11 protein-coding genes are annotated in these 19,221 nt (G+C 64.8%); 5 read left to right on the top strand and 6 right to left on the bottom strand.

Features of this window, described 5'->3' with window-relative positions; translation table 11 throughout:
* Positions 1 to 6: 6 nt before the first annotated feature.
* The 4 genes from H2LOC_RS16295 to H2LOC_RS16280 all read right to left on the bottom strand — a co-directional run bounded on the left by H2LOC_RS16295 (position 7) and on the right by H2LOC_RS16280 (position 2,733).
* Entirely contained in the window at positions 7 to 453 is a 447-nt protein-coding gene (locus H2LOC_RS16295) for a DoxX family protein (protein ID WP_136497927.1), read from the bottom strand.
* 73 nt (positions 454 to 526) lie between these two features.
* Complete coding sequence (locus H2LOC_RS16290; protein ID WP_136497928.1) at positions 527 to 745, bottom strand: hypothetical protein; 219 nt, start codon at positions 743 to 745, stop codon at positions 527 to 529.
* 3 nt (positions 746 to 748) lie between these two features.
* Positions 749 to 2,368: a copper resistance D family protein gene (locus H2LOC_RS16285; RefSeq protein WP_136497929.1), complete on the bottom strand. Its 1,620-nt coding sequence runs from the start codon at positions 2,366 to 2,368 to the stop codon at positions 749 to 751.
* Positions 2,369 to 2,373: 5 nt separating this feature from the next.
* Positions 2,374 to 2,733: a copper resistance CopC family protein gene (locus tag H2LOC_RS16280; protein WP_136497930.1), complete on the bottom strand. Its 360-nt coding sequence runs from the start codon at positions 2,731 to 2,733 to the stop codon at positions 2,374 to 2,376.
* Positions 2,734 to 3,025: 292 nt separating this feature from the next.
* Here H2LOC_RS16280 and H2LOC_RS16275 point away from each other — a divergent pair, with 292 nt between their 5' ends.
* The gene (locus H2LOC_RS16275) at positions 3,026 to 4,966 is read left to right on the top strand and encodes an acyl CoA:acetate/3-ketoacid CoA transferase (protein WP_136497931.1); all 1,941 of its coding nucleotides are present in this window, start codon (positions 3,026 to 3,028) and stop codon (positions 4,964 to 4,966) included.
* Positions 4,967 to 5,256: 290 nt separating this feature from the next.
* Here H2LOC_RS16275 and H2LOC_RS16270 read toward each other — a convergent pair whose 3' ends face one another.
* The gene (locus tag H2LOC_RS16270) at positions 5,257 to 9,564 is read right to left on the bottom strand and encodes a translocation/assembly module TamB domain-containing protein (RefSeq protein WP_154331693.1); all 4,308 of its coding nucleotides are present in this window, start codon (positions 9,562 to 9,564) and stop codon (positions 5,257 to 5,259) included.
* Positions 9,564 to 11,537 carry an autotransporter assembly complex protein TamA gene (locus H2LOC_RS16265; protein ID WP_246206865.1) on the bottom strand — a complete coding sequence of 658 codons (1,974 nt, stop codon included), beginning with the start codon at positions 11,535 to 11,537 and terminating at the stop codon, positions 9,564 to 9,566. The genes H2LOC_RS16270 and H2LOC_RS16265 overlap by 1 nt, the downstream gene beginning before the upstream one ends.
* A gap of 1,037 nt (positions 11,538 to 12,574) precedes the next feature.
* On the opposite strand from H2LOC_RS16265, the gene H2LOC_RS16260 reads away from it, so the two are divergent.
* The 4 genes from H2LOC_RS16260 (at position 12,575) to rsfS (ending at position 19,219) form a co-directional block, all read left to right on the top strand.
* On the top strand, positions 12,575 to 13,585 hold the full coding sequence (locus H2LOC_RS16260) for an ArsR/SmtB family transcription factor (RefSeq protein ID WP_136497933.1): 1,011 nt from the start codon (positions 12,575 to 12,577) through the stop codon (positions 13,583 to 13,585).
* Positions 13,585 to 14,487, top strand: a complete 903-nt coding sequence (metF, locus tag H2LOC_RS16255) for a methylenetetrahydrofolate reductase [NAD(P)H] (RefSeq protein WP_136497934.1) — start codon at positions 13,585 to 13,587, stop codon at positions 14,485 to 14,487. The genes H2LOC_RS16260 and metF overlap by 1 nt, the downstream gene beginning before the upstream one ends.
* On the top strand, positions 14,484 to 18,200 hold the full coding sequence (gene metH / locus H2LOC_RS16250; RefSeq protein ID WP_136497935.1) for a methionine synthase: 3,717 nt from the start codon (positions 14,484 to 14,486) through the stop codon (positions 18,198 to 18,200). Before metF ends, metH begins: the two co-directional genes overlap by 4 nt.
* A 551-nt stretch (positions 18,201 to 18,751) precedes the next feature.
* A complete protein-coding gene (gene rsfS / locus H2LOC_RS16245; RefSeq protein ID WP_425487344.1) occupies positions 18,752 to 19,219 on the top strand; it encodes a ribosome silencing factor in 468 nt (155 codons plus the stop codon).
* Positions 19,220 to 19,221: the final 2 nt, after the last annotated feature.

The raw sequence follows: 19,221 nt of genomic DNA, 5'->3' as shown, positions 1-19,221 counted from the left end.
AGGGCGTCAGGCCCGGCGCTTGAGCTCCGCGTCCAGCGAGCAATGGCCGCCGCCGCGAATAGCGTAGGACAGCGCCACGACGCCCCACAGCAGCGGATATTCAAAGCCGCCTTTCTGGGCGAAGAAACCCGCGCTCCAATGCACCGCAAAGACGATGAAGAACATTTGCGCCGCGATGAGCGCCGCGGCGACGCGGGTTCCAAGGCCCAGAGCGAGCGCGAGCCCGCCGAAAAACTCGACGATCCCCGCGGCGACCGCCAGCCAGCCGGGAAGGCCGAGCTTGGTCTGAAAGGAGTTTTCCGCTGCGGCGAGGCCGGAGCCCCCGAACCAGCCGAAAAGTTTTTGGGCGCCGTGGGGCATGAGGATGAGGCCGGCGGCGGCGCGCACCATGGCGTCGGCGTAAGTGTCGATCCGGTCGGTCAAGGATGCCGGCGGCGGGTTTGCGTTGGACATGGGCGGCCTCGCAAAGGATCGAACTAAATTTAGCGCGCGTTCGATCCAAGAAGAGTCGGCCGCGGTTCATGGGTCATTGGCTGAGCATGTCCTCAACCAAAACCGCGGGGCGCTTTTCGGGAACATGGCTTTGGTCGAACATGTTCTTTTTCCAAAAACCGCTGCGCGCTTTTCGGGAACATGGCTTTCGCTGAGCATGTTCTTGTCCAAAAACCGCTGCGCGCTTTTCGGGAACATGGCTTTCGCTGAGCATGTTCTTGTCCAAAAACCGCTGCGCACTTTTCGGGAACATGCTCTATGCCTCCCGATAAAACATCAGCAGCAGCCCGGCGAGGATGAAGGCCACGGGCCAGACGAGGCTCGCGATGCGACGCGCCGGGCCGTCGTCGAGGCGCAGCTCCAGCCAGCGCGCCCACCCCGCCGCGACGCCGACCAGCGCCAACGGCGTATGGGTGATCTCGATCAGCATTTCCTCCTTGGGATTGGCGAGCCCGTGGGAATGGGTCAGCAGAAAGGCCGCCGCAACCGCGGTCGTGACGGGAAACACATAGGGCGCCCAGGCCGCCTTGAGCTTGCCGAGCCGCACCCGCCATTCAAACAGCCCGAACAGGATGATCAGCACGATCATCAGGCGGTGCTGGGCGATCTCGGGATCGCGCAGGCTCTCGATCAGCCCGAGATGGCCGAGCGGCCAGACTTCCTCGTCGGCGCGCAGAAACAGGAAGCCGGCGAGGCCGAGGAAGGTCAAGGGCCAATGTTTTGCGATGGGAGCAAGCCGGCGGTCGTGCTCGGCGAGGGCGAGCAGCCCCATGAGGAGGACGAAAATCCCGGCCCAGTGGTGGTTGTACTCCGACCAGGCGATGTCCTCGGCGTTGCGGGGCGGCGCGGCGGTCTCGCCCATGGCGTAGGCGCGGGGGGCGCCGGGGTCGATCATCCTCGGCTGAGAGGTGGAGAGGCTGGCGTGATCGGGGCTCTCCAGCCTGATGGGCCAGCGCGGCTCGACCCGTTCCACCACCTCGTTCCAGCTGGCGCGGTCGTTGGGCAGGTCCCGGGCCGGCGGCAGCGAGGTCAAGGAAGCCGCGCAAAAAAGCGCCGTCAGGCCGACCCCGATCTCGACTTCGGCGAAACGGCGCAGTCTCGAAACCGATCCGCGGGGGTCGGTTCGAAGCTCCCGTCCGGTGAGGAAATTCATGCCGCCGAGCAGCAGCAGCCCGAGCAGCAGGCCGGCTTTGGCGGTGAGCATGACGCCATAGGAGGCCCCGTAAAGCGCCTCGGGCTCCCCGAGATAATCGGCGGCCATATAGACTCCGGCCCCGAGCAGCATCGCGACGCCGGCGGCGGAAATCATCGAGAAACGCGCCGCCACATAGCGGCGGCTTCCCGTTTGCGCCGCGCCTAAGGCGATGAGAAAATAGGGGATGCCGCCGATCCAGATCGCGACGCCCAGCATATGGGCGAATTCCGCCACATAGAGACCGGCGACGTGATCGAGCCGGCTGGCGGCGTGAGTGGCGCCGATCTGCGTCGCGAGCAGGAACAATCCGGCGAGACCCGCGGCCGGCAGGGCGTCGCGCCGCGAACTGATGAAAAAGGCGACCGCGCCGGCGAGAACCGAGGCGAGAAGATCGATTTTGACGGCCTCGGCGCCGAGGAGCTCGCCCGCCGGAAGGCCGAGGGTTCCGCTCAGCATGAAACCGAGCGCCGCGGCGGCCAGCGCCTCCCCGGCGCAAAGCGCGAGGGCGCTCCAGAAAATCAGCCTCTCGGCGCGGCGCCGCGCGGTCTCGCCGAGCCGCGCCTCGGCGACCGCAGGCAGGAGGAGAAAGGCCAGCCCGCCGAGCGTCAGCGATTGCGCCGTGAGGATGAACCCGCGCAGGGTGACGTTGAGGAAGCCGTAGATTTCGATGAATAGCTGCAAGGACTTTACCGTTTTACCTGGAAGGAAATCTCGCCGTGGGTGATATGGCCGTCGACGCTCAGGGTCTGCCACAGGATCCGATAGCGCCCGTCCTCCAGCCCGCTCGCGCGTGATTTGAGGGTTTCGGCGGCGCCGTCGGCCAGCGGCAAAACGACGCTGGCGCCGCCCGGCCCGACCAGGGTCAGGCGGGAGCGGGCGCGATCGACCCGGCTGTTGAAACGGACTTCCACCTCGGTTTCGGAAGCGGCGATCGTTTCATTGGGTAGCGGCGTCGAGGCGACGACGATCGCATGGGCGAAAGCCGCATCGGCGACGAAGACGAGCGGAACGGCGAGGAAATAAAGGTAAGAGCGTGGCATCGTCATGGCGGGCTCCGCGGGGCCGGGCTTTCTCGCCGGTCCTTCGGCTGTGGGACAGGAATCATCTACCGGGAATTTGACAGAATTTGCGCCTTTATCACAAGAAGGGAGGTCGAGGTCGCGAGCCGCCGCCCGCCGTCGCTCCAAAGCGGCGGCGTCTCACGCCTATTGCGAAATTTTCGCCCAATCTCTAGCCTTGGGCATGCTATTTCAGAGCTCATCCACCAGATCGACGCAGGAGCCGGGGCAGTCCTTCGGCGGCCGTCCAAGAGTGGAGCCAAAGAGGGGAAGAAAAAGAATGGCGAACAACAAGGTCACAACACTGGAACAGGCGATGGCCCTCATCCGGGATAATGACGTCGTGACCACTTCGGGGTTCGTCCAGAGCTGCATCCCCGAGGCTCTGCATATGGGCCTGGAGCAGCGCTACGTCGAAACCGGCCATCCGAAAAACCTCACCCTGATCATGACGGCCGGCGCCGGCGACAGCAAAGGGCTCGGCACGGGGCGCCTCCATCACGAGGGTCTGCTGGGCCGGGTCATCGCGGGTAATTTCGGGCGCATGCCCAAGGTCGCCGAGGCCGCGCAAGCCAATAAGATCCTCGGCTACAATTTGCCGCAGGGGGTGATCTCCCAGCTCTATCGCGCCTGCGCCGCCGGACAGCCGGGGCTGTTCTCCAAGGTCGGCCTCTACACCTATGTCGATCCGCGCTTCGGCGGCGGCAAGGTCAATGAGGTGACGACCGAGGATATCGTGAAATATCACAATATCCAGGGCGAGGAGTGGCTGTTCTACATCGCCACCAAGATCGACGTCGCCTTCATCCGCGGCACTTCGGCCGATCCTTCCGGCAATATCAGCATGGAGAAGGAAACCCTGGTTCTCGACAATCTGGCCCAGGCCATGGCGGCGAGAAACAATGGCGGCATCGTCATCGCCCAGGTCGAGCGGATCGTCGAGCAGGGCTCGATCAAGCCCAAGGACGTCGAGGTCCCCGGGATTCTGGTCGATTGCGTGGTGGTCGCGCCCACTCCCGAGCTGCACCGCATGAATTATGGCGTGATGTACAACGCCGCGCTGGCCGGCGAAGTCCGCGTGCCGGTGGAAGGCATGGCCAAAATGCCGCTCGACGAGCGCAAGGTCATCGCCCGGCGCGCCGCCTTCGAGCTGCCGCCGAACGGCGTCGTCAATCTCGGCGTCGGCGCGCCCGAGGGCATCTCGGCGGTCGCCAATGAGGAAAAATTCACTCCCTACATAACGCTGACCACGGAAGCCGGCGCCATCGGCGGCGTGCTCGCCAGCGGATCGAGCTTCGGCGGCGCCACCAACGCCGATTCCATCATCCAGCAGAACCAGCAGTTCGATTTCTACGACGGCGGCGGCCTCGACATGACCTGTCTCGGCATGGCCGAATGCGACGTCCAGGGCAATGTCAACACCAGCAAGTTCGGCGGCCGTCTCAACGGCTGCGGCGGCTTCATCAACATCAGCCAGAACGCCCGCAGCGTGGTGTTCGCCGGCACCTTCACCAACGGCGGGCTGAAGGTCGAGATCGCGGACGGCAAGCTCAACATCCTGCAGGAAGGCCGCAACCGCAAATTCCTCAACTATGTCGAGCAGATCACCTTCTCCGGCAAATTTGCGCAAAAGCGCAAGCAGCCGGTGATCTATGTCACCGAGCGCTGCGTGTTCCGGCTCGGCCAGAGGGGAATGGAGCTGATCGAGGTCGCGCCCGGCGTCGACATCGAAAAGAACATTCTCGCCCATATGGCGTTCAAGCCCATCGTCGAAGAGCCCGAGCTGATGGACAAGCGCCTCTTCATCGACGAGCCGATGGGGCTGCTGGCCGAACTGCTCAACCTCAATCTGCACGAGCGGGTTCAATACGATCCCGACCGCAATATTCTCTTCGTCAATCTGGAAGGCTGGCACGCCCGCACCAAGAAGGACGTCGACGAGCTGCGCAAGACTCTTATCGAGGCCTGCCAGAAGGTCGGCAAGCGGGTGAATTCGGTGGTCAATCACGACGGCGCCAAGATCGCCGAGGCGCTCTATGACGATTACGCCGAGATGATCCAGTACATGCTGGAGCATTATTACGCGACCACCGCGCGCTATGCGACCAGCGCCTTCGCCCGCCTGAAAATGAAGGAAGCGATGACCAAGCGCGGGCTTTCGCCCCATGTGTTCGAGCGCAAGGAAGCCGCCCAGGCCTTTTTGGAAGTGGTCGGGAACTGATCCGCGCCCCCTCTTGCGGGGAACAAATCAGGCCTCTCTCCCGGTCGGGAGGGAGGCTTTTTTTCTTGCAGCGGCGATCAGTTGGAATCCTCGCGAGAGGCGCGTCTGGAAAACCAGTCCCTTCACCCTGAGGAGCCCGCGCAGTGGGCGTCTCGAAGGGTGGGGCGCCGCGCCTCATGGAACATCCTTCGAGGCTTTTTGCGTTCCGCAAAAAGCGCCTCAGGATGAGGGCGTCGAGGCGCAGAGACCAAACGGATTCATCGTCGCCACGCTTCGCAATGACCGGCGCGTCAATACTCCCACTCGGCGCCGACGCCGACGGAGGTATGCCCGTCCATTCCGGCCTCGCCCTGGATGCGCATCTTCTTCATCACATCCACGCCGACATTGACCGCCGCGTCCGAGGGCTTGGCCCCGGTGCGCACGCCGACGCTCACATTGTCGGTGAGATATCGCGAGGCCCCGATGGTCGGGCCGTTGGCGCCGCTGGCGCTGAGGTCGAGCGAATCGACGCCCAGGGCCTTGCGCATTTTCTCAAAGGCGCCGTCTCCGCCCCCGCCCGAAAGCTCCGCGACCGCGGCGGCGAGCTGGAGGGCCTGGAACGGCGACAGCGAGCCCGAGGCCTTGGCGAACAGCAACCGCGAAAGCACTTCGTCCTGCGGCAGTTCGGGGGTCGAGGAGAAAGCGAAGCTCGGCTGCGACGCGGGGCCGGAGATCGTGATTTGGGCGGTGACGTCTCCGGCGGTGGCCTCGGCGTAGAAGTCGAGTTGGGGCATGAGGCCACCGGAGAAACTGAGCTTGCCGCGGGTGATGTCGATGCGCTGGGTGAGCAGTTGCAGCTTCCCGCGACGCAGATCGAAGCCGCCGATCACATTGGGCTTCTGCACTGTTCCGGTGATCTTGAGCTCGCCGCCAAATTCCGCGTCTATCCCACGCCCGCGTACGAAAATGCGGTTGGGAGCAGAAATATTGAGGTCGAGCGCCGCGTCGAAGGCCGAAGATTTCCCCGCCTTGGCCTTTTGTTTGCGCTGAAGCTCGAGCAATTCCTTGGCGAAGCCGCGCGCGTCCTTGTGAACGGCGTCGGGCAGCGGCCGCAGCGAGGAGGGCAGGCGGTCGGGAACGTTCACTTCCAGAGTGTTGAACTTCACGACTCCCGTAACCTTGGGAGCCCTTGCGAGCGGTCCCCCGAGATTGAGGTCGAAATCGGCGGTGGAGGAGACCAGCGCGCTGCTCACCAGCAAAGCGTTGTGGCCGATGATGCGCAGGGAGCCGGGCATGCCGGCTTCGGGCAGAATCGAAATGCGCCCGCTCCCCGAAATCTGACCGCCGTTATGGGTCGAGGCCTGCAGCGAAGCGAGGTTGAGCTCACGGCCGCGCGCCTCCAGCCGCGCCCCGATCTTGTCGAAGGCGACGCCGTTGGCGGGGTCCGCGAAGGAGCCTTCGCTGAGCGTCATCGAGCCGTCGACGATGGGGGAGGAAGCCTGGCCCGCGACGCGCAGATCGAGCGCGGCCTTGCCATGCACGGTCTGTCCGCCCGCGGAAAGCATCGTGTTGGCGACGGCGGCGTCGAGGCCGCCTTTGATCGCGAGCTCCAGCGCCCCATTGGCGTCGAGCGGCGCCGAGCCCGTTATCTTGACGCGGTTGGCCGTCCCCATGGCGATGTCGGCGTCGACGCTGGTGCGCTTGCCTGAAATGCGCCCCTGCGCGGCGACGTCTATCGCCGGCAAGCCGCTGTTCTTCACTTGTGGGGCGGAGAATTTCGAGACCGTGACCTTCCAGTCGCCGCCTGGTGCGGTTTTGGACCCGGTGATCCTGGCTTCGGCGTCGAGCTTGCCGTCGAAGGCGAGGCTCGGATCGGCAAGCGCCGCGATCGAGAGCGGCACGGATCGCGCCTTCAGGGTGAGATCGAGCCGCTCGCCGGCGCGCCCGTCGAGATCCAGCCTGCCGCCGTCGGCGTTGATCGCAAGGCCCCTGATCTCGGCCTCTCCATACTCGCCGAGGGTGATTGCAGCCGGCCCCGCGAGGCTGAGCTTTTTGCCGCCCCGCTGGACCGTCAGCGACGCGAGATCGAGCCGGGTTTTCTCCCCGGGCGTCACCGTCGCGGCGCTCGTCACAGCGAAGCCGCGGGCGTTGACGTCGAGATCGAGCGCGGTTCCGGACCCCGCGGGGCGCGCCTTGAGCCGGGCGGAGGAAATGGCTTCCTTGCCGACTTCCGCCTTTTCGAGACTGGCTTCGCCCTCCAGGGCGGGACGGCGCAGGACATCGCGCGCCGAAAGCTTGGCGTCGATCCGGCCCAGGGAAAGATCGCGCGCCCGCAGCCCGGAGCCTTTGACGTCTATGGCCGCGTCCTGTCCCCCCGAAGCGGCGTCGAGCGCAATCTCGGCGTGCAGCGCGCCGGCGAGCTTTTGCAGAGCGAGGGCGGAGAAATCGTCGAGATCGGGCGCATTGAGGCTCAAGCGCCCCCGCGCCGCGCCGTCATAGGCGAGCGATCCTTTCAGCGTCGCCCGGCCGACGCCGAGATCGATGTTTTCGAGCTTCCAGGCTTCGCCGGCGCGCGAGGCCTTGAGTTCGCCGCGCGCGGGACGCCCGTCGATGGTTCCGCCCAGCGTCGCAGCGGCTTTCAGCGCTCCGGTGATGTCCTGCGCCTGCGCGTCGAGCTCCAGCTTGGGAATGGCGCGCCCATTGGCGGCGGCGTCGGCGAGGTCGAGGCGCAGCCTGGCGTCCGGCTTTTTCAGCGAGCCGGAAAGATTGGCGTTCAAGCCGGCGCGGCCCGAAAGACGCGGATCGGCGCGACGCAGGTCGGGCAGTGCGACATCGGCGGCGATATTCGCCTTTTCCTTGGTCGCCGCCCCGTTCAGCCTGACCTGAACATATTCGCCGTTGAGCGTCAGCCCCTCGAAACTCACGCCCCCGCCCGGAAGGGTCTCAACCTTGCCGCCGATGGCGAGCTTTTTTCCCAGCACGCCGTCGACCGCCGCGACGCCGGCGCCCGGCTCGGAGACGGTTCCGTTGAGCGCGGCTTTGACGCGGCCATCTCGCGGCGCGCCACTCAAACTCGCCGCCAGCGTCAGCGCGCCATGAAGGCTCCGCCCCGCGATCCCCGAGAAGCGGGAAAGATCCGAGGCGCCGAGGACGAGCTTGCCGTCGAGCAGGCCGGGGCCGGCCTTGCCGGCATAGGTGAGGTTTGCGCCGCCAGCCTCTATTTTGGCGAGGCCGATGTCGGCGTCGCCCTCCGCCGTGGCGCGCGCCCGAAGAGAGAGATTCAGGCGGTCTCCCAGCGCTTCGGAGACGCCCCGGCCGGCGAGCGCCAGCTCTTCGCCATGGGCCTCGACATTGATGTCGACATGCGCGCCCGGCTGGCTGAGCGGCCCCTCGGCGGCCGCTTTGGCGGCCGCGTCGAAATGGCCGATCCTTCCGGCCGACGAAACCAGATCCTCGACGAGGAGGCTCAATCGGGCGTCGGGCTTGTCGAGGCTTCCGGCCGCGGAAATCTCGCCTTCCAGCGTCTTGGCGCGGAAGGCGCCCGATGCGCCGGAAGCCTGGCCGTGGAGGGCGAAGCGGGCGTCGATCGCGCGATCGGCGCCGAGGCGCCCCGCCGCCTCCAGCCTCAGGGCCGGATTGACCAAAGCGAGGCTCTCCAGAACCAAGCCCCCGTCGTCGGCGAAGTCGGCTGCGCCCTTCAGCCGGTTGTCGCCGGCGAAAACATCAGCCAGCGCTTTGGGGAGCAGAGCGGAAAAGTCGGAGATCAGGTCGAAATCGAGCCGCCGCCCCGCGTCCTTGCGCGAAAGGCCGGCTTCGCCCCGCGCCTTTAACTCCTCGCCCGCGCTGGCGTCCAACCTCGCCCGAAAGGCGTCGAGCGGCCCCTCCCCCTTCAGCGTGACGGCGAGCGGCGGCGCTCCCGGCAATTGCGCCAGCCGGGCGATGACCCCGCCTGCAGGCTCGCTGGCGTTGAAATCGATTCCCATGCTTCCGCCGGGCGCGATCTTCGCCTCGAGCCGGACTTCGCCGGGGGCGTCCTGGCGCAGGATCGCGAACGAGGCTCTGGCGCCGTCGGAGGAAGCGCCGGCCTCTGCGGAGCCGGTCAGGCGAAAGGTCGCCGGAGCGCCGATCACGGGGGCGTCGAGCGCGAGCGCGCCGACTTCGAACAAGCCGAGGCGCACACGAATCGGGAGATCCGGCGGCCATGAGGCCGCGGATTTCTTTTCGGCGGGTTTCGTCTCCGCGGGTTTCTGGTCGTTTGCGCCGGCGTCGGGCCGGCGCAGCGCTTCGATTCGCCCGATCTTCAGCGAATTGACGTCGAGCCGCAACGCGGCGAGGGCGAGCGGCGACCAGTCGAGATCGACCCGGTCGATTTTCAGCCATACGCCGCGGGGGTCGGCGAGAACGATGTCCCGAACGGCGGGATGCGAGGAAAGAAGGCCGTCGATTTCTCCTATGTCGACCTTCATCTGCACCGAGGAGGCCGAACGCGAAACAAAATCGGCGAGGAAGCTCTTGCCGTCCCGGGTTTTGAGGCCGAGGCCGACGAATGCGGCGCCCCCGGCGAGGAGGATCAGGCCGAAACCGGCGCCGATATATCGCAAGAGCCGCACGCGCATCAGAACGCCTCTCCTATTCCGATGAACAGAGCATAGGCGGATTCGCCCGGCTTGCGGGCGATGGGGGTCGCAAGGTCCAGGCGAATCGGGCCGATGCCGGAGTAATAGCGAAGGCCGAGACCGGCGGCGTAGCGCATGGGACTCTGGAAATTGGGGAAGGACGAGGCGAAGGCCATGCCGGTGTCGAAGAACGGCACGATCCCGATTTCCTTGGTGATCTTTATGCGCGCTTCCGCCGAGCCCTCCAGCAGGCTCCGGCCGCCGACCGCGAAGCCCATGCCGTATTGGGGAGCGAGCGAACGATATTGGTAGCCGCGCACCGAGCCGCCGCCGCCGGCGAAGAAACGGTGGCTGGCGGGAATATCCGCGATGCTGGCGCCGACGATCGAGCCGATTTTCGCCCGGCCGGCCAAAATGTACCAGGCGTCGTCGTCGAGGGCGTAATATGTGCTCACCTGCCCCTGCGACTGGACCATTCCCACGCTGTCGTGGAGCGTCTTGAAATAGGGCTCCACGGTCGCGACGGCGCGAACGCCCTTGGTGGGCGCGAGGAGATCGTCGGTGCTGTCGTAGTTTGCCGAGACCGGCACGCCCAATAGCGTATAATTATGCGGGCCGAAGGCGTCGAAGGTGTGGCCCGCCTCGATCTCCACGCCGGCCTGAATGGACGCGGCGTCGCTGAAACGGTGGCGGATTCCCGTGCTGGCGCCGCCGTAATTGGCCCAGTAATAGGGCGTCTTTTCCCGCACCGCGTAAGCGTCGACGAGCAGATCGTTGCGCGAGCCCTCGAGCGCCGGCTTCACGAAGCTCATTTTCGCGCTGCCGATCAGATTGCTGGAATCGAAACGGGGAAGGCTGAAGAAGCTGCCGGCCGCCGAGCCCGAAGTCGCGGTGGCGGCGAGGCCTCCCTGCACGTCGAAGCGCAGCCGCTCGCCGCCGCCGAAGACGTTCCTGTCCATCCAATAGGCGCGCAGGCCGGGACCGTCGATATTGGAAATCTGGCCCGTCACGCCGACCGCATGCTGCTTGCGTTCGGAGGTCGTGACGAGGATCGGCATGTTCCCGTTGCTGTCCAGGGCGGGGCCGTCTTCCACCTTGACGGAGCCGAGGGCCTCGATCCGGGCCACCGATTTGCGGGTGTCCGCCAGCTTCCTCGGGCTGTAGTCTTCGCCTTCCTCGAGATAGATGAAAGAGCGGATGACGTCGTCAGGCACGCCCGGAGAGCCGCTCAGTTTCACTTCTCCGATCCCCGCTCTGGGGCCGGGATCGACGGTGATGGCGACGTCCATCGCCTGGTCCCGATGCAGAATCACCGGGGCGGTCTTGACGATTTTGGCGAGCGGATAGGATTGAGCGCGGAGCTGATCGACGAGATCGGCCTCCAGGGCGCGCACCCGCGCCGCCCGGGCGGGTTCGTCGGGCCCGCGCTCGAAGGTCTTTTTCGAGAACAGCGCGGGGTCGATCGGCGTCATGCGGCGCGCGTCGTAAACCACGACATTGCGCAGATGAAACAGCGGTCCCGGCTCCACCTTGAAAACGACCGGCACGGGAGTCTTGTCCCGCATCTGCTCGGCGGCCCGCGCCGCGGCGTCCGCGCCGCGTCCGTCGGGAAAGATTTCGACGCCGGCGACTTCCGCTTTGACCTGCGCGTCGAAATAGCCGTCGCCCCAAAGCGCTTCGCCGATGCGCGGCAGGTCGGCGACGACCCTCTGCGCGAGCGCCACTCCCCCGACCGGCGGCTGAAGCCTCAAGCGCCAGCTGTTGGAGGCGTCCTTGAGACGCTGCGCGAGATTGGCGTCGTCGTCGAGGCCGGAGAACTCGATTTTATAGGGGAGCGCGTCGGGGCTCGGCGGCGGCGGCTCCTCCTCTGAACCAAGCAGCCCAAAGAAATCGAACGCGCGGGCCTGACCCCCCAATGATGGCGTGATCAGCGCAGCCATGACGGCGACAGAGACAAGAGAAGCGCGCTTCACGTGACAAAACCCGGACAAGATCGAGAAAACAATAATGGAGCGCCGCCGGCGGGTCCAGTCGTTAAGCTTAACGCGCAAAAAACACGGTGAACCTATTCTTAAGGCGCAGCGTAACTACATGGGAACAGCCCGGTATTTTTTGGCTCTGCCCGCTTTCCGCTCGAAGGGGATCGCTGGATCGAACGGAAATCATGATATGTCAAGGAGTTGGAGCCCATCGCCGGCGCCGCGGTCCGCCGCCTGTTGGTGAAAAAGGGACTTTGAGCATTGTCGAGTCCAGCGGAAACAGCCGGCGATTCGTAAAATGCGGTAAATCAGGAATCTGGGGCGCCGGTCTTGATTCGGTCGAAACCAACGGCGCTCTGGCTTCGGGCGGCGCCTTGCCATCCCTTCTGGCCGCTGGCGCCGCCGTGCGCTCGGAAACTGGAAAGAAAAGGAGAAGGCCGATGGACCGGGAGATAGGGCGTTCGCCGGCGCCGCTTGGTTCGGCGGGGCCGCAAAACAACAGGCCCCGTCGCGCGGGGGCTGACGGGGCCTTTCTCGCTTCGTTCCTGACGAAGCTCTCTGGGGGATTTCCAGTTCGGTTTCGGACCCCGCCGCTTGGCCTTCGCGGCAAGGCTCCGATGTCGATGTGAAGTTTTCGAGACGGCTTTGAAGGGATCTGCGCTGGATTCTTCGGACCGTCGTGACCTGACGCTTGCTGCGCAGGTCAAATTTGACCCGGTGGCGTCATGCTCCTCTCGGAAGACTTTGCACATCCGGCGCCAGACTGCGCTGACGCGGGTCCATCCTATCGCACTCCGAATTCGAGGTCCCGCCCGACCGGCCCTTCGTTGGCTTTTTGCGACTCGCCAACGCTGCGATTGATATGATGCTGAACCCGGTCCGCGATTTGGTCAAGCCTAATTTTTGACCGGGCGCCGGCCGCGACGCCCGGCCGCAGGGGAAGCTCGCCCGCGCATTGTAGCGGCGCGGCGAGGCTTGAATAAGCGATCGATGACGTATATAGATATCTTTATATGTATCAGGGCAACCCAATGATCGTCCCGCAGACTCTCGCAATGGACCCGGCGCTGGCGGCGCTCAACGCGACAGGCGAAGAGACCCGGCTGCGGCTGGTCGCCCTGCTCGCAGAATCCGAACTCACCGTGAGCGAGGTGGTCGCCATACTCGGCCAGTCCCAGCCCCGGGTCTCGCGCCATCTCAAGCTTCTGGTGGAGGCTGGCGTGGTGGAGCGTCGACGGGAAGGGGCCTGGGCCTTTTTCCGCTTGGCTTCCTCGACCGCCGCCGGAGCGATGGCCCGCAGCGTCATCGATCGCCTCGACGCCAGCGATCCCATGCTCGCGGCGGATCGCGCGCGGCTTGCCGAAGTGCGGCAGGCGCGCGCCGAAAACGCCGCGAGATATTTCGCCGCCCACGCCGACGAATGGGCCGACATCCGCTCGCGCCATGTGCCTGAGATCGAGGTCGAAAAAGCGGTTTGCGAGGCGATAGGGAATCGCCCGATCCGGCAGTTGCTCGATCTCGGGGCGGGCGCCGGCAGAATGCTCGAACTCTTCGCGCCCCAGGCCGAGCGCGCCATCGGCGTCGATCTCTCCTCGGCCATGCTCGCGGTCGCGCGCGGCCGTCTCGAGGAATGCGGCCTGCGCAATGTCCAGCTGCGCCAGGGAGACATCTACGCCCTGCCGGTGGAGCGCAATTCCTGCGATGTAGCGATCATGCATCAGGTGCTGCACTATCTCGACGATCCGGGCCGCGCTTTGCGCGAGGCGGCGCGGACGCTGGCCCCGGGCGGCAGGCTGATCGTGGTCGATTTCGCCCCCCATCAGGAGGAAATCCTGCGCGAAAAGCACGCCCATCGCAGGCTGGGCTTCTCAGCGGGGGAAATCTCCGACCTTCTCTCCCAGGCCGGTCTGGAGACCGTTATGCATCGCGATCTCTCGCCCACCGAAAAGGATACGGCGAAGCTCACAGTGTCCCTATGGGTCGCACGCGATCCGCGCGTCGACGCCGATCTTGTTTCTTCACCCGATTACGAGGCCGCCTGATGACAGCAGAGCCCCGCCACCCGCTCTCCTCCAAGGGCGAATTCGTCATCTCGTACGAATTCTTTCCGCCCAAGACGCCGCAGATGGAGACTCAGCTCTGGGAAACCATCAAGCGGCTGGAGCCCCTCTGCCCGCGATTCGTTTCGGTGACCTATGGGGCCGGCGGCTCGACCAGGGAGCGCACCCACGCCATCGTCGCGCGCATCGCCCGCGAGACGACCATGAAACCCGCCGCGCATCTGACCTGCGTCTCCGCCACGCGCGAGGAGATCGACAAGGTGATCCGCGACTACTGGGACGCGGGCGTCCGCCACATAGTGGCGCTGCGGGGCGATCCGCCGGGCGGCGTCGGAACGCCTTTCATGCCCAATCCGCTGGGCTATCCGACGTCGAGCCATCTCGTGCGCGGCATTCGCGCGATCGGGGATTTCGAAATCTCGGTTTCCACCTATCCCGAGGGGCATCCCGAGAGTTCCTCGATCGACAACGACATCGACGCTCTGAAGGCCAAGATCGACGCCGGCGCGACGCGCGCGATAACCCAGTTCTTCTTCGAGAACGACGTTTATTTCCGCTTTCTCGATCGCGCGCGGGCGCGCGGCATAACCATTCCGATCGTGCCGGGCATCATGCCGGTGCGCAATTTCAGGCAGGTCGCGGGCTTCGCCGCCAAGGCCGGGGCGAGCGTGCCGCAGTGGCTCGCCGACCGGTTCGACGGCCTTGAAAACGACCCCGAAACCCACGCTCTGGTCGCCGCCACCACGACCGCCGAACAGGTCATGGACCTCGTCAAGGCGGGCGTGAACGAATTTCACTTCTACACCAACAACCGCGCCGATCTCGTCTTCGGCATTTGCCATCTGCTGGGCGTCCGCCCGGCGCGCCAGAAAGCCTCAGCATGAAGTTCGACAAGGACCACGGCCCCAAGATTCGCCAGGAGCTCGAAGCGCGGGCGAATGAAAGAATCCTCATCCTCGACGGCGCCATGGGCACCATGGTCCAACGCCATAAATTCACCGAAGAGGATTTCCGCGGCGAACGCTTCAATGCCCACGCCAGGGATCTGCGCGGCAACAACGATCTGCTGACGCTCACCCAGCCCGCGGCGATCAAGGATATTCATATCCAATATCTCGAGGCCGGCGCGGACATCATCGAGACCAACACTTTCTCGGCGACGACCATCGCCCAGGCCGACTACGCCCTCGAATCGATCGCCTATGAGCTGAATTTCGAGGGCGCCCGGCTGGCGCGCGCGGCCTGCCTCGAGGTTGGAGAGAGAACCGGCGTCAGGCGTTTCGTCGCCGGCTCGATCGGCCCCACCAACCGCACCGCTTCTATTTCTCCCGACGTCTCCAACCCCGGCTTTCGCGCCGTCACCTTCGAAGATCTGCGCAAGGCCTACAGGGAAGCCGCGCTCGGCCTCATTGCCGGCGGCGCCGACATTCTTCTGGTCGAGACGATCTTCGATACGCTGAACGCCAAGGCGGCGATCTACGCGCTGGAGGACGCCTTCGACGAGGCGGAGACCAGGTTCCCGGTGATGATCTCGGGCACCATCACCGATCTTTCCGGCCGCACGCTGTCGGGCCAGACCGCCCAGGCGTTCTGGAATTCGCTCGCCCACGCCAAGCCGTTCTCGATCGGCTTCAACTGCGCGCTCGGCGCGCGCGAGATGCGCCAGCACATCGTCGAGATCGGCCGCGTCGCCGATACGCGCGTCTGCGCCTTCCCCAACGCCGGCCTGCCCAATGAATTCGGCCTCTATGACGAGAGCCCCGAATATATGGCCGAGCTCGTAGGCGAATTCGCCAAGGCGGGCCTCGTCAATGTCGTGGGCGGCTGCTGCGGCACCACCCCGCCCCATATCGAGGCCATCGCCGGGGCGGTGAAAGGCGTGGCCCCGCGCAAGGTTTCCGTCGTCGAGCCCATGCTGCGGCTTTCCGGCCTCGAGCCCTTCACGCTCACCAGGGACATTCCCTTCGTCAATGTCGGCGAGCGCACCAATGTCACCGGCTCGGCCAAGTTCCGCAAGCTCATCACCGCCGGCGATTACGCCGCCGCGCTCGAGGTTGCGCGCGATCAGGTCGCAAACGGCGCCCAGGTGATCGACGTCAATATGGACGAGGGCCTGCTCGACTCAAAACGCGCGATGGTCGAGTTCCTCAATCTCGTCGCCGCCGAGCCGGACATCGCCCGCGTGCCGGTCATGATCGACAGCTCCAAATTCGAGGTGATCGAAGCCGGGCTGCAATGCCTGCAGGGCAAGGGCGTCGTCAATTCGATCTCGCTGAAAGAGGGCGAAGAGCCGTTCCGCGAACAGGCGCTGAAGGTCAAACGCTACGGCGCCGCGGTGGTGGTCATGGCCTTCGACGAACAGGGCCAGGCCGATACTTTTGCGCGCAAGATCGGGATCGCGCGCCGGGCCTATAAGATCCTGGTGGAGGAAATCGGCTTTCCGCCGCAGGACATCATCTTCGATCCCAATATTTTCGCGGTCGCGACCGGCATCGAGGAGCATGAAAACTACGGCGTCGATTTCATCGAGGCGGCGCACGCGATCAAGGAGGAAATGCCTTTGACCCATGTCTCGGGCGGCGTCTCCAATCTTTCCTTCTCCTTCCGCGGCAACGAACCCGTACGTGAGGCGATGCATTCGGTCTTTCTCTACCACGCCATCACGGCGGGGATGGACATGGGCATCGTCAACGCCGGCCAGCTCGCGGTCTATGAGAAGATCGATCCCGAATTGCGCGAGGCCTGCGAAGACGTCGTGCTCAATCGTCGCAAGGACTCAACCGAACGTCTCGTGGCGCTCGCCGAAAAATTCAGGGGCGCCGGGGCCAAGGCGCAGGAGAAGGACGCCGCCTGGCGCGAGTCGAGCGTCGAGAAGCGGCTCGAATACGCCCTCGTGAACGGCGTCGCCGACTATATCGAGATCGACGTCGAAGAAGCGCGGCTGAAATCGGCGCGCCCGCTCGACGTCATCGAAGGCCCGCTGATGGCCGGCATGAATGTCGTCGGCGATCTCTTCGGCCAGGGAAAAATGTTCCTGCCCCAGGTGGTCAAATCGGCCCGCGTGATGAAACAGGCGGTGGCGCATCTCCTCCCCTTCATGGAGGATGGGAAGGATCAGCGCTCGACCGCCGGCAAGGTGCTGCTCGCCACGGTCAAGGGCGACGTCCACGACATCGGCAAGAACATCGTCGGCGTGGTGCTCGGCTGCAATAATTTCGAGGTGATCGACCTCGGCGTCATGACGCCGGCGGCCAAGATTCTCGAAACCGCGAAAAGAGAGAAGGTCGACGTGATCGGCCTTTCCGGCCTCATCACGCCGTCCCTCGACGAAATGTGCTTCGTTGCAGCGGAAATGGAGCGCGAGGGGCTCGACGTGCCCCTGCTGATCGGCGGCGCGACCACCAGCCGCGTGCATACGGCGGTGAAGATCAGCCCCAACTATCAACGCGGCCAGGCGGTCTATGTGACCGACGCCAGCCGCGCCGTCGGCGTCACGCAGGCGCTGCTCTCGCAGAAGACGCGCGACGACTACATCGCCCAGACCCGCAGCGAATATGAAAAAGTCGCCGAGGCTCACGCCCGGGCCCAGGCGGAAAAACAGAGGGTGTCGCTGGAAAAGGCGCGCGGCAATGCGCTGAAGATCGACTGGGAGGCCCATGCGGCGGCAAAGCCGAGCTTTACCGGGGTGCGCGGCTTTGCGACCTATGACGTCGCCGAGCTCATTCCCTATATCGACTGGACGCCCTTCTTCCAGACCTGGGAGTTCAAGGGCCGCTATCCGGCTCTGCTCGAAGACCCCGAGCGCGGCGCGGCGGCGAAGGCGCTGTTCGACGACGCTCAGGCGATGCTGAAGCGCATCGTCGAGGAGCGCTGGTTCACGCCGAAGGCGGCGATCGGCTTCTGGCCGGCGAACAGCGTGGGCGACGACATCGCGCTTTATTCCGGCGAATCGCGCGAGGAGAGGCTCGCGACCTTTTTCACGCTGCGCCAGCAGCTCTCGCGGCAGGGCGCCAGGCCCAATGTCGCGCTTGCGGATTTCGTCGCCCCCAAATCCACGGGCAAGGCCGATTATGTCGGCGCCTTCGTCGTCACCGCCGGCGCCGAGGAAGAGAAAATCTCCGCCCGTTACGCGCAGGCCAATGACGACTACGGCTCGATCATGGTCAAGGCCCTCGCCGATCGCATCGCCGAGGCTTTCGCCGAGCGCATGCATGAGAGGGTGCGGCGCGAGTTCTGGGGCTATGCCGCGGCGGAGAGTTTTTCGCCGCAGGAGCTCATCGGCGAGCCCTATAACGGTATTCGTCCCGCTCCCGGCTATCCGGCGCAGCCCGACCACACCGAAAAATCGACCCTGTTCCGCCTGCTCGACGCGGAGAAGCGCACCGGCGTGCGCCTCACCGAAAGCTACGCGATGACTCCGGCGGCGACGGTCTGCGGCCTGTATATCGCCCATGACCAGGCGCATTATTTCGGGGTCGCCAAGGTCGAGCGCGACCAGGTCGAGGATTACGCCGCTCGCAAGGACATGCCGGTGAGGGAGGTCGAGCGCTGGCTGGCGCCGATCCTCAACTACGAGCCCGAGGTCGAACCGGCATAGAGCGTCTTCAAGTCTGAAAATGCTTTAGAATCAAAATCTAGAGCGCGTTCGGTTCAAACGCAGCCGAGCGCGCTCCAAATGTCATCGACGGAGCTTGTTGTTTTCCAAAAACCGCTTCGCGCCTTTTTGGAACATCCTCTTGGTTTCGAGGCAAAGGTTTCGCTAATCGCCAGCCGGCGAAAAGGCGCTTGCGCCAAAGCGACGGAGATTCACAGCTTATGTGACTTTTTCGTCACGCCGCGGTCGAGCGTCCGATATTTTCGCTCAAGCTCCTGATAAATCTAAAAGTAGCGTCGAAGCCGACCCGACCCTCGCCGCGGCGGGCCGCGCTTAAGGGCTTTTCTATGACAGTCTCAAATAATTATGTGCAGGCGTTTCCGCCTCGAATCGTATAAAGTCAATCTTGTCGTAGCTTGAGGGTTCCTCCCGCCTCTCGATGGGCCACGACCGCCTAAACCCGGCTGAACCGCCGGGCTTTTTTTTCAAACAAAACAAATTGGCGCGCGCCTCGCAACGCCTTTTGCCGACGCCGCAGTTGCAATCCTTAAAAAATCGCCCCATCTTCAAGGCTGCGGCGCAAAGCCGCTCATGCGGAGATCGCGAAGCTGACCACAAGCGCATTAACTTCCCGCGGCCATTCGACCGCCGACGGCGCGCCTCAGGCACTGAGCGCCGAATCTTTCTCCCTCGCCGAAAAGCTGCTCGCTAGCCTCGATGAGGCCAAAGCCGAGGATGTCGCGACCATTGATCTGAGAGACAAGACCTCCCTGGCCGATGTGATGATCATCGCCTCGGGGCGCTCCTCGGTCCATGTCGGCGCCATCGCGGATCGCGTCATCAAGGCCTGCAAAGCGGCCGGCGTCTCGGCGCCGCGCGTCGAAGGCCTCACCCAGGGCGACTGGGTGCTGGTCGATGCGGGCGACGCCATCATTCACATCTTCCGGCCCGAAGTGCGCCTGTTCTATAATCTGGAGAAGATGTGGGGCGGAGACAGGCCGCGCGAGATGCGGCTGGTCTGACG

This window comes from Methylocystis heyeri (assembly GCF_004802635.2).
GTDB classification, from domain to species: domain Bacteria; phylum Pseudomonadota; class Alphaproteobacteria; order Rhizobiales; family Beijerinckiaceae; genus Methylocystis; species Methylocystis heyeri.
The sequence above is the reverse complement of the archived record's forward strand: the minus strand, read 5'-3'. Positions and strand labels throughout refer to the sequence as shown.

Bases quoted from the DNA above. Each gene is read 5' to 3' on its own strand.
- H2LOC_RS16280 (WP_136497930.1), bottom strand. From the start codon at position 2,733: ATGACGATGCCACGCTCTTACCTTTATTTCCTCGCCGTTCCGCTCGTC.
- H2LOC_RS16270 (WP_154331693.1), bottom strand. From the start codon at position 9,564: ATGCGCGTGCGGCTCTTGCGATATATCGGCGCCGGTTTCGGCCTGATC.
- metH (WP_136497935.1), top strand. From the start codon at position 14,484: ATGAAGTTCGACAAGGACCACGGCCCCAAGATTCGCCAGGAGCTCGAA.
- H2LOC_RS16295 (WP_136497927.1), bottom strand. From the start codon at position 453: ATGTCCAACGCAAACCCGCCGCCGGCATCCTTGACCGACCGGATCGAC.
- H2LOC_RS16290 (WP_136497928.1), bottom strand. From the start codon at position 745: ATGTTCCCGAAAAGTGCGCAGCGGTTTTTGGACAAGAACATGCTCAGC.
- metF (WP_136497934.1), top strand. From the start codon at position 13,585: ATGACAGCAGAGCCCCGCCACCCGCTCTCCTCCAAGGGCGAATTCGTC.
- H2LOC_RS16260 (WP_136497933.1), top strand. From the start codon at position 12,575: ATGATCGTCCCGCAGACTCTCGCAATGGACCCGGCGCTGGCGGCGCTC.
- H2LOC_RS16275 (WP_136497931.1), top strand. From the start codon at position 3,026: ATGGCGAACAACAAGGTCACAACACTGGAACAGGCGATGGCCCTCATC.